General features: G+C 46.2%; 5 protein-coding genes. All 5 read left to right on the forward strand.

Translation table 11 applies throughout. The annotated features are described in order from the left end of the window. Positions 1-57: 57 nt before the first annotated feature. The 5 genes from GF309_13715 to GF309_13735 all read left to right on the forward strand — a co-directional run bounded on the left by GF309_13715 (position 58) and on the right by GF309_13735 (position 5,148). A complete protein-coding gene (locus GF309_13715; protein ID MBD3159835.1) occupies positions 58-651 on the forward strand; it encodes a hypothetical protein in 594 nt (197 codons plus the stop codon). Between the two features lie 242 nt (positions 652-893). Next, positions 894-1,622 (forward strand): hypothetical protein, encoded by a 729-nt coding sequence (locus tag GF309_13720; GenBank protein MBD3159836.1) that lies wholly within the window; start codon positions 894-896, stop codon positions 1,620-1,622. A 195-nt stretch (positions 1,623-1,817) separates the two neighbouring features. Further along, complete coding sequence (locus tag GF309_13725; GenBank protein MBD3159837.1) at positions 1,818-3,215, forward strand: radical SAM protein; 1,398 nt, start codon at positions 1,818-1,820, stop codon at positions 3,213-3,215. After that, on the forward strand, positions 3,215-3,871 hold the full coding sequence (locus GF309_13730) for a tetratricopeptide repeat protein (GenBank protein MBD3159838.1): 657 nt from the start codon (positions 3,215-3,217) through the stop codon (positions 3,869-3,871). Before GF309_13725 ends, GF309_13730 begins: the two co-directional genes overlap by 1 nt. Before the next feature lie 677 nt (positions 3,872-4,548). Continuing rightward, complete coding sequence (locus GF309_13735) at positions 4,549-5,148, forward strand: hypothetical protein (protein ID MBD3159839.1); 600 nt, start codon at positions 4,549-4,551, stop codon at positions 5,146-5,148. Positions 5,149-5,198 lie beyond the last annotated feature (50 nt).

The following is a 5,198-nucleotide window of genomic DNA, read 5'->3' on the forward strand; positions in this document are numbered from 1 at the left end:
AGACAGATCAGTGTAACGCTAGTTGGTGGTCAGTTTGGTGTGTAGAAGACTGAAATTATGAACACAAAAGTGAGAATTAGGGTTTACTATGATCGCCAATCGCTTGGATTTGCAATAATATCATTCCTGCTGATATTGCTTTATCTGATCATCCTGGCTTTTGGACAGCGGGGGGTCAACGCCGCCACTTTTCAGACATCTCAAACCATATCCACTAATATGCAGCAGTTTTACTTAACAAAGCAAGCATTTCCAGGTGGTGAAGCCCTCACTGCTTGTGCTACAGGCTATCACATGGCCTCTTTGTGGGAGATTTTGGATACATCCAATCTCCGATATAACACTACCTTGGGCTTTACTCGAGATGACAGTGGACAAGGCCCTGTAATCGGCGCAGGCGGCTGGGTGCGTACAGGTTTTTCAAACGACACGAGCAACACACCAGGGAAAGGCAACTGCGATGGTTGGGCTAGCAGTGATTCTGGTGATTATGGCACTGCTGCCTATCTGCCGTATCTTGATTGGACTACAGGAGGCGATATCGGAGTTTGGAAAACTGAGACAGATCAGTGTAACGCTAGTTGGTGGTCAGTTTGGTGTGTAGAAAACGTCGGTTACACCATCTACCTACCAATTGTACTGCGCCACTGAGAGTAGTTGACTAGAATTTTGCAAAGGGCACGCATAACCACGGCTTGCACCCGACGCGGCTATCGGCGCTCGAAATCGGCGGCCACACGCGCTTGTAGTTGTTCTTGAAGCGGAAGCTCTTTCACGAGACCCGCCGCGCGGGTGAAGCCAACCGTTAGGCGGCTGAAAGCAAAAGCGATGCGTACTGAACCCACTGAGACATCCTCTCGGTCTGCGGTCTGCAACCTTGTTAGGAGAATATCATGAACGCGACAGTTTACGGCATCCCCCTTTGGTTGATAACCATTGTTGTGACATTGATTGCACCAGTCCTGATTTATCTGATAATGAGATCCTTTCGTGAAGGCAGAGAGATCAGTTTCTGGCCACCTCGCATAGGTCCTAGACCATTAGACAAGGAAACTGAGGGCAAGAAATCTTCCTCAGAGACCTCACAGCTTGCCAGCAGCTTTTTCTTGGAGGAATTCCCATCCGATTTCAACGAGAACTTTGAACCAGCTAAAGAAGTGTTGTTAATGGGTGTAACACTTCGCCGAATCTTGAAGACTGGGTATGGAAAACTCGAGGAAAAACTTCGTAAAGGTCATATCATTCGAGTCCTGCTTGTCCACCCAGAGGGTGCCTCAGTTGAAATGGCTGCTAGTCGTTACTATGCTGAAATGAGTCGAGACCCCGACTTGAAAGGCTCACAGATACAGACTGCCCTACAACTTTTCTGTAGTTTGCGCGACGTTGCTCCTCAGAGGATGGAAATTCGTACGATATGCAATCCTCTCACATTCGGGGGAATTTGTGTGAACCCAGACTCGGCTTCCGGAATACTGTATCTTGAACATTTTCCATATAGAACGGTCGCCGACGCACTGCCCAAATTTGTGCTTCGGGCAAGTGATGGACAATGGTATGATTTCTTCAACAAAGAGATTCAAGTGTTATGGGATAATGGAGTTGAATGGGAATGCTCTGAATAGTGATTCAGAAGCCGCCCAACAAATCGCTGCAGCGGACGTGGCTATCGAGTGTTTTTCAAGGTCCGTTTTCGTTTGCGGTCGTTTCAGTGATTGCTGGGCACGTTGTCTCAACCGCCACGCCGCTGAGCTCAAACGTTATGCAGCGCAGTTGTTCAGCGACAAGTAATGTTCTATTTCTGAAGATAAGGAGTAGCCATGAGATATATATACTTAGATCCAAAGTTCACAGTTTGCTATATGGATGGAGAGTTCTCCCTAATTGACATCTCTCGAGACATTTTCTACGAACTTAGCGATGATCAAGTAGAAGTTGTTAGATTATTGTCGGGTGAGTATACACCTGAGATAATTCGAGAATCATTTGATGTTGCCAGCCAAGAGTATCTAAGTGCGTTTCTCGAAAACCTGGTACAGCTTGGAGCAATCGCCTATGCAGAAACCCCTTGCAAGCGATTCCATATGCCGATACCTCGTAAGTATCCAGAATTATACTCCATACATTTCGAGGTTACAGGCCGATGCAATCTTACATGTGAACATTGCTATAATGCGCAGTACATCAACGGGACTGAGTCCGAGCTAACTACCGATGAAATTTTTGATTTAATCGAGCAACTCAGGGATTTAGGTATACGTCAAGTTGTGTTGACTGGTGGCGAGGCGTTGACGCGTCGGGATTTCTTTTCAGTCATAGAAGAGTTTGTCTCAAATCGGATTAGGGTTAGCTCAGTGTTCAGCAATGGGATTCTATTAAGTGATGAAGTTGTGAAGTTTTTGACTCACTGTGGATCAAAAGTGAATGTGTTTATAAGCTTGGATGGACTAACACCGCAAAGCCACAATGCTTTGAGAGTGTCTTCCTCCCCAAACTCTACGGCGGATATATTTGAGAGTGCCGTTGATGCCATAAAAAGGACGGTTGACTCGGGTCTCTCTACACGCATAAACACAATTATACATCGGTCTAACTTTGAAGAGTTGCCAGGTATGTATGATTATCTAAATCGACTGGGAGTAGATTGCTGGCGATTGGCTTTTGCAAAAGGATTTGGAAGATACGGCAACACAAGATACAAACATGACGCAAAAATAGAAGATGTACTGCAGATTCTATACCCGTTTTTGGATAGGTACCTGCATGATTATTCCACAGGGCACACAAAAATAGATTTGGAAGTGGAGATGATTTTTCGAACGAAGATGCTCTATAAAGGGATAAAAGTCTTCGATGATAAATCACCATGTTGTCAGTACCATATGCATAGATGTACGATCAAACCTAATGGGGATGTAACTAGATGTGCTTATCTTAGTGATATGCCGATAGGGAACATACGCTCTCAATCACTTGAAACAATTTGGTATTCTGAAAAGATGCAAAAACTGGTTTGTTATCCCGCCATAGAAGTTGAGGGATGTAAAGAATGCACTTATCTGTACATATGTGGGGCTGGTTGTAGAGCTTGTGCCTGGCTAGAAGGAGGAAGTTTTTTTAGCGGGAAGGATAGCCAGAGTTGCCGTCCGATTGAATTCTTGCATAATATGGTACTCCCTCTCATTGAACGGCACGGTTTCGACTTGGAGTATGTATAATGGATTGGCTGCAGAGGATCGAGCGACTAAGACGAGACGGAGAATGCGGTTTAGTTATCCAGGAGTTGGACAACATCCTGGCAATTTGCGCTGACGACTACATGGTCTTGAGCGAAGTTGGATTATGTTTCAAGCGTCTTGGCAGGTATAGCGATGCTTTGTACTACTACGACTTGTCTCTGAATGCAGAACCAACAGCCAAGACACTAAATCGTAAAGGGCTGCTCTTGCTAAAGATGGGTCGTTATGAGGAATCTGTGCAAAGTTTTCGCAAGGCGTTGACCCTTGAGCCAGATAACGAGGCCATTCATAATAACCTTGGAATAGTGCTGGATGAGGCGGGTAGAGTAGAAGAGGCTATAGCAGCTTATACCAGAGCTATCGAAATAGCCCCCGAATTCAAAGAAGCTATGAATAATTTGGGAGTGGCTTTAGACAAGATTGGTAATTGGGAACAGGCAATTGAACAATATGAACGTGTTCTGCTGATAGATGCGGGCTTTTATCAAGCCTATGCTAATATGGGTATAGCCTACCGCAAAGCTGGTAATCGAGAAAAGGCGAAAGAATGTTACGAGATCGCACTCAGGATAAACCCAAGCAACCAAGAAATTCAACACAATCTTGAGCTTATAAGTCCTGAGTTAAGCGGCTAATCCATTACGAAAGGAGGTGATAATAGATGAAAGCTGAACAGAAGAAGCAGGTAAAGCATGCTGAGATTCGTGTTAAGAAGGACAAGGAGGTTCATATCAAGGCTAGTATGAACAACGAGTAAGTAGTAGATGTCACCTGTGTTAAACGGTGACTAGAGTTTCTCGACGGGGTAGTCCTGTTGCCCCGTCGAGGCTCTCCATTTGAATGGGCCAGAAGGTGTTAGTGCGCTGCATAACACGCGCATGCAGCTGACCGGGCTGAGCAGAGTCGTGGTGAGGTTCGGGAAGCCTGCGGTCGGGGGTTGGACGAGGGATATGGCGGGCCTGAGCCGCCCGGCAGCTGATGCGCAAGCCGTTCGTCGGCTTCGCTCTCCCCCTCCTGCGTCAGGGGAGGCTCGCCGACGAATGGCGCGAGTTCGAAATGAGCGTCATCGGCTTGCTTATCACCCTTCTGCCAACACCTTGTTCACCCGCGCGACCGCCGCGGGGCAAGTTTCACCTGACACGCACCCGCGAAGCCGACGAACTGCTCATTGCACCTGACCGACCTACCGCCTTTGTCATTCAATGGCTCATCTCTAAACCCGGTGCTCTCAACACAGTCCAGGCTTTGCTAAGCCGGTCGGCAGGTGAACTCGCGCCATTGGGCTGCCATCAGGACGAAAGGAAGGAAAAGTATGGTCAAGATTTTTGAGAGTTTGTCTGGACAGAAATGGTCAGCAATAACTCTACAAGTATCCATTCTCGCAGCAAACGTATATTTCCTGCTGAACCAAGATACTCACCTGTTTTTTGGACTCTCTGTGATCCTGGTATTGTCTCTCTTCTGCCTACAAATTGTGAGTAGACGGTTCCTCTTGTTCTACCCGGTCCGCCGGGATTTCCAAGTGCCTACACCGATGTTTGACACCTATGTTCTGCGAGTCTTCATAATACTTGCCATCTTGTTCCTGGTTCTAGGTTTTGTTCATTCATCATCAACATGTTTCTCACCATCTGTCAGTCTAGTTCTTTCCATTGTAGCAGTTGTGTTGTTGGTCATTTTCCCAATACTGTGGATGGTGTTTGGCAACAGGCTTATAACAAAAGGAATATTCCAGAAGATCAAGGGCAAACGGGTGAAACAGATTCAGCTATGCCCACTCTCTTCTGACAATGATAGACACTATCGAGTGAAGATTAAAGAGCTGGTTTCTGCCGAGTCTGCAAGGATTATCATAAAATGTGATGAGTGTGGAAAGGAAATCAAGGATGAACCACTCATACTCGGCTATTGAACTGCTCAAATCTTTTTTCGAATCAATGCGGTGACCGCCCAACACAGCAT

It is taken from the genome of Candidatus Lokiarchaeota archaeon, assembly GCA_014730275.1.
In the GTDB taxonomy this organism is placed as follows: domain Archaea; phylum Asgardarchaeota; class Thorarchaeia; order Thorarchaeales; family Thorarchaeaceae; genus WJIL01.

What these genes read in the sequence shown, in the direction of transcription:
- GF309_13715 (MBD3159835.1), top strand. Translation starts at nt 58, where the DNA reads ATGAACACAAAAGTGAGAATTAGGGTTTACTATGATCGCCAATCGCTT.
- GF309_13720 (MBD3159836.1), top strand. Translation starts at nt 894, where the DNA reads ATGAACGCGACAGTTTACGGCATCCCCCTTTGGTTGATAACCATTGTT.
- GF309_13725 (MBD3159837.1), top strand. Translation starts at nt 1,818, where the DNA reads ATGAGATATATATACTTAGATCCAAAGTTCACAGTTTGCTATATGGAT.
- GF309_13730 (MBD3159838.1), top strand. Translation starts at nt 3,215, where the DNA reads ATGGATTGGCTGCAGAGGATCGAGCGACTAAGACGAGACGGAGAATGC.
- GF309_13735 (MBD3159839.1), top strand. Translation starts at nt 4,549, where the DNA reads ATGGTCAAGATTTTTGAGAGTTTGTCTGGACAGAAATGGTCAGCAATA.